Origin of the sequence: Dietzia sp. DQ11-38-2, from assembly GCF_014145055.1 — a bacterium.
In the GTDB taxonomy this organism is placed as follows: domain Bacteria; phylum Actinomycetota; class Actinomycetes; order Mycobacteriales; family Mycobacteriaceae; genus Dietzia.
Window position 1 is genome coordinate 1 of the sequence record NZ_JAALDW010000213.1, and the last position, 5,108, is coordinate 5,108.

General features: G+C 69.0%; 6 protein-coding genes and 1 pseudogene. 3 read left to right on the forward strand and 4 right to left on the reverse strand.

All coding sequences use genetic code 11. The features are described from left to right. Positions 1–1,714: LuxR family transcriptional regulator (locus tag G6026_RS07760; RefSeq protein ID WP_241727980.1), on the forward strand; the 1,714-nt coding region annotated here is incomplete at its 5' end. Positions 1,715–1,740: 26 nt separating this feature from the next. Then, a complete protein-coding gene (locus G6026_RS07765) occupies positions 1,741–2,439 on the forward strand; it encodes a hypothetical protein (protein WP_241725988.1) in 699 nt (232 codons plus the stop codon). A gap of 7 nt (positions 2,440–2,446) precedes the next feature. Here the strand turns inward: G6026_RS07765 and G6026_RS07770 are convergent, their stop codons facing one another. Genes G6026_RS07770 through G6026_RS07785 form a run of 4 tightly spaced genes read right to left on the reverse strand, consistent with a single transcriptional unit; the run spans position 2,447 to position 4,753 of the window. Continuing rightward, positions 2,447–3,214: an ABC transporter permease gene (locus G6026_RS07770; RefSeq protein ID WP_182612834.1), complete on the reverse strand. Its 768-nt coding sequence runs from the start codon at positions 3,212–3,214 to the stop codon at positions 2,447–2,449. Beyond that, a complete protein-coding gene (locus G6026_RS07775) occupies positions 3,211–4,014 on the reverse strand; it encodes an ATP-binding cassette domain-containing protein (protein WP_182612835.1) in 804 nt (267 codons plus the stop codon). The genes G6026_RS07770 and G6026_RS07775 overlap by 4 nt, the downstream gene beginning before the upstream one ends. Continuing rightward, a complete protein-coding gene (locus G6026_RS07780; RefSeq protein ID WP_182612836.1) occupies positions 4,011–4,397 on the reverse strand; it encodes a DUF1048 domain-containing protein in 387 nt (128 codons plus the stop codon). Before G6026_RS07780 ends, G6026_RS07775 begins: the two co-directional genes overlap by 4 nt. A gap of 2 nt (positions 4,398–4,399) precedes the next feature. Continuing rightward, entirely contained in the window at positions 4,400–4,753 is a 354-nt protein-coding gene (locus G6026_RS07785) for a PadR family transcriptional regulator (protein WP_182612837.1), read from the reverse strand. Between the two features lie 173 nt (positions 4,754–4,926). Here G6026_RS07785 and G6026_RS07790 point away from each other — a divergent pair. Then, positions 4,927–5,108 (forward strand): annotated as a pseudogene (locus G6026_RS07790) (alpha/beta hydrolase); the annotation flags it as partial.

The window sequence follows — 5,108 nt, forward strand, 5'->3', positions numbered from 1 at the left end:
TCCCGCCGGTACCGCTGCCGGCACCGGGCCGCCCACCGCCCGCTCCGTGGTGTTGGGCGCCCCTGCAGTTCAGGGCGCCCGTGTGGACGCGTCCGCAGCCCTGGCCGCGGCCCGTGCCGCGTTCGAGGCCAACGACTACCGCACCGGCGTGGGGTTGTCCCAGGCGGCAAGGCGCGCGGGGCTGGTGATGACGCCGCTGCAGCAGGCCGAGTTCGACCTGGTCGCGGGCTCGTGCCTGCGGTGGGCCGACAGGGTGCACGAGGCGGCCGAGATGTTCGAGCGGTCACTGGAGTGTCTGCGGGCTTCGGCGGTCCACGGTGGCGACGACGACCCGGGTGGGCCCGACTTCACCAGGGTGCTGCTCGACAACGTGGCGGCCCGGGCGGATCTCGCGCACTACCGCGATCGGAGCCCGGAGAACGCGCTGTTGCTGATCGAGTCGGCCCATGGATTCCTGGTGCCGGGCGACCCCGGGCACTCGGTTCTGGACGCGTTGACCGTGGTGCACCTCTGCTATGCGGGACGGTACCGCGAGGCGGCCCGGGCCTACACCGCACTCTGCGAGCCCCCGTCAGATGCAGATTCTCCACCGGATGCGCTGCGCCCCGCACCGCTGTCGGCCGAGTGGGAGAGAAGACTCGACGCACTCCATGCCATCGCGCTGGACGCCCTCGGGCAGTCCGACGCCGCGCTGGCCGTCCTGCGGCGGTTGGCCCGCCGGACGCGGACGATGGATTCCCACGCATGGGCGTCGGAGGAGTATCTCGCCTCGTTGTTGTACGTGGTCCTGCACGGGTTCGGAGTCACGGCCCTGCAGGCGGAGATCGCGCCCTTCATCGCGGTCGAGCAGGACGACTCCGTCCGCCTGGGCCCGGGCCTGCGCCGGGTCGCCGACGCCGAGATCGCGCTGGCCGCCGGGGACCTGTCGGCGGCGGTGGCCGCCGCGTCCGATGCGATCGACACCATCGAGGTGGACGGCCCCGAGGAGTACCTGTCGCGCGCGCTGTCCCTGTGCGCGCTGATCGCGGCCCTGTCCGGTCGAACCGCCACCGCGAAGGAGAAGCTGCGGCGCCTGCGTGGGATCCGCGAGTACACCAATTCTCCGCTCGGGCCGGAGATCCGCGGAGCCGAGGCCGGGGTGCTGTACTGCTTCGGTCACAGCGAGGAGGCCCGCGAGATCGTCCGCTCGCTCATCGACGAGGGGCAGTTGGGGTCCGCCACGCGGGCCGCCATGGCCGGGGTGCTGTCCGCCGATCGCGAGAGCTGCCAGCTGGTGTCCGAGCTGGAGGTCACCGGCCATCTTCCGGTGCTGGTGCGTGACATCGCCGCCGACTCCCTTGCCAAGAACCCCCGGCGACTTCTCGACGACGCCCACCGTGCCCGGGAATGCGGTCTGCACATGGTGTCCGTGGCGGTCGCCGACCGCGTGCGCCACCTCGCCACTCCGGGTTCGCAGCACCACATCCAGGCCGAGCGGATGATCGCCACCTCCGAGATCGGTGGATCGGCGAGCGGTCTGCCCGGTCCGGGAGGCGCTGCCACCAGAATCCCTCAGGGCGTGTCTCTGACCCGTCGCGAATCCCAGATCGCCACTCTCGTGGGTCAGGGGCTGACCAACGCCGAGATCGCGGCCGAGCTCCACCTGTCCAAGCGGACCGTGGAGGGACACCTCAACCGGATCTACACCAAGACCGGCACCCGGCTGCGAGGGTGAACGAGCCACGGCGAGGGGGTGGGGGCATGCGTCGGCCACCGGGCGGGCGTGGGCCGGCCGGCCCGGGACACGGCGTCCCGGCCACCTTCTGCGAGGCGCCCGCGGCTTATATCGTGGAGACCTATTTCGTCCTCCGGATGGTCATCGCCGCCGGCGCCCTGGTGCTCCCGGCTGTTCTCCTGCTGTGGGTGGCCCTTGACCCAGCGGTGGCGATGAGGGGCTCGCTCAGCGCCTTCTACTACTCGCCGGCGCGCAGTGTCTTCGTGGGGATCCTCGTGGCGATAGGCGTCGCGCTGGTGGCCTACCGCGGCTACACCCGGGGAGAGAACGCACTGCTCAACGCGGCCGGGGTCCTCTCGATCGTGGTGGCGCTGGTCCCGACGTCGGACACCTCTCTGCCCGGGCCCACCGTCGCGGGGGCGGTCCACGCTGTGGCCGCGGTCGGGTTCTTCGCGCTGGCCGCGCTGTCGATCTTCTTCTACGGACAGGAGACCCTCGGATCCCTGCCGGATCCGAATCTGCGGCGCAGGTACCGCGTGGCCTACCGGGTCCTGGCCGTGCTGGTCGTGGCATTCCCGGCCGCCGCTGTCCTGGTCGCGTGGGCTGTGGGACCGTCGGTGGCACTGTTCGCCGGGGAGGCGGCGGCGCTCTACGCCTTCGCCGCGTTCTGGCTGGTCAAGACGTACGAGCTCGCCCGGTCTCAGGTGCACAGACGAATCGTGTGACGCCCATCTAGGCGATCGTGCGGCGGTAGGTGACCATGGCGAAGGTGTAGGCGACGATGAGGATGCCGACGCACCAGGCGATCGCGATCCAGAGGTCGGTGCCGACCGGTTGCTGCGCGAACAGGTCGCGGATGGCATTGACGATGTAGGTCACCGGCTGGTGTTCGGCGAAGGCGCGCACCGGGCCGGGCATGGTGTCGGTGGGGACGAATGCCGAGCTGATGAACGGGAGGAAGATCAGCGGGTAGGAGAACGCACCCGCCCCGTCCGGCGTGGTGGCGGAGAGCCCGGCGATGACCGCGAGCCACGTCAACGCCAGGGTGAACAGGAGCAGGATGCCGGCGACACCGAACCACGCCAACGGCCCTGCCGGTGAGCGGAACCCCATGAGCAGGGCGACGCCCACGACGACCGCCAGCGAGATCAGAGTGGCGAACAGCGAGGTCAGCACGTGTCCCCACAGCACGGCTGAGCGCGCGATCGGTAGGGACTGGAGTCGTTCGACGATTCCGCCCTTCATATCCAGGAACAGCCGGTACGCGGTGTAGGCGATCCCCGAGGCGATGGTGATGAGGAGGATCCCGGGCAGCAGGTAGTTCACGTACGACCCCGAATCCGGGCCCGTGTCGATCGCGCCGCCGAATACATAGACGAACAACAGTAGGAAGGCGACCGGCGTGATGACGGTCGTGATGATGGTGTCCAGGCTGCGGGTGACGTGGCGCAGGGACCGCCCCAGAAGGACGGCGGTGTCGCCGAGGAAGTGCGTGTTCATCGCTGTTCCCTACTCGTGGCACTGTCCGTGTGGTCCGCGTCGTCCTCGCCGATGAGGGCCAGGAAGACGTCTTCGAGGGTCGGCTGTTTCTCCACGTACTCGACCTGTGCGGGCGGGAGCAGCCGCTTGAGCTCGGCGAGGGTGCCGTTGACGATGATCCGACCCTTGTGGAGGATCGCGATGCGGTCGGCGAGTTGTTCGGCCTCCTCCAGATACTGCGTGGTGAGCAGTACCGTCGTGCCGCCGTCGGCCAGTTCTCTGACCGCCTGCCACACCTCGATGCGGGCCCGGGGGTCGAGCCCGGTGGTCGGCTCGTCGAGGAAGATGACCGGTGGGCTCCCGATGAGGCTCATGGCGATGTCGAGACGGCGACGCATCCCACCCGAGTACGTCGACACCTTCCGCGTGGCCGCGGCGGTCAGCGAGAAGCGCTCGAGGAGATCATCCGCGATCGTGCCCGGGTCGTCGAGGTGGCGAAGCCTGGCGATGAGGACGAGGTTCTCCCGCCCGGTGAGGATCTCGTCGACGGCGGCGAACTGTCCGGTGAGACTGAAGCGCTCTCGCACCTCCGAAGCCTGTGCGGCGACGTCGAGGCCGTCGACAACGGCCGTTCCCGCGTCGGCCTCGAGCAGGGTTGCGAGGATTCTCACGACTGTGGTCTTGCCGGCGCCGTTGGAGCCGAGCAGTGCGAAGATGCTGCCCCGTGCCACATCGAAGTCCACGCCGCGCAACACGGGCAGGTCCTTGTACGACTTCTCCAGACCGTGGACACGGATCGCGTGAAGGGTCGGCGCGGTCATGAGAGGGTCCCCTCATCCCCTCCGGAATCGCCGGCCGCGGCGTCGATGGCCTCGGTCAGGCGCCGGCGCTCTTTGTCGATCCACTCCTTGCCGGAGTACGAGCGGGCGAACGTCTCCGCGAACTCCACCGGGTCGTCCCCGACGACGGCGCGCACGGGAGTGCCGTCGACCGCGGCTCGCTCCCACATGTCGGCGTGGTCGCCGATCATCGCGATGAGCGTGTCGCCGTCGGTGAATCCTCCGTAGTAGAGGAAGTACCGGTTGAGCGCCTTGGCGGCGCTGCCGTACGGCTCGGGGAGAGCGTCGACCCGCGCCATGTGGCGCTTGTACTGCTTCTTCTGATCCAGAGACCCGGTGAGGGCCTCGATCCATTTCGCGGCCATGATCATCTCTCTCCTTCGCCCTGTGGGCTGTCGTTGTGGTGACGGAGCTGGTCTATGCGTTCCACGAGGAAGTCCCAGGTGTTCCAGAATTCGTCGAGGTTCCCGCGCCCCCGGGCGTTGAGCGAATACACCTTCCGGGGCGGGCCCTTCTCGGAGGGGACCTTCTCCACGTCCACGAGGCCACGCTGCTCGATCCTCACCAGGAGCGCGTACACGGTGCCCTCGGCGATGTCGGCGAAACCGTGACCCCGGAGCCACGCGGTGATCTCGTACCCGTACGCGGGCCGGTCGGACAGGATCGCCAGGACGATGCCCTCCAGCGTTCCCTTGAGCATCTCGGTGGCCTGCTTGCCCATGGAACGTCCCCCAACTACTCAGTGACAATGACTACTGGTACATAGTAACGCAGAATAGCGGCAGCGCAAGACCGCGACCACCGTGCAGGTGCCCGAGCGCCAGCCGGTTCCTCACACCGCCGGGCTACAGTCGGGTCACCCCCCGGCGTCGATGTAGAGGGAGCCCCTCGCCCATGACGAACCTCGTCTTTCTCCCCGGCCTCCACGGCGATGCGCAGTCGTGGGACCCGACCCTCCGAGCCCTGCCGGAGAGCTGGGCCACCACGGCCCTGGACCTGCCGGCCGTGCCCGACCTCGACGCGCTCGTCGACGAGACCGCCCGGCTGATCGCCTCCGGGAGCGTCGTCGTCGGACA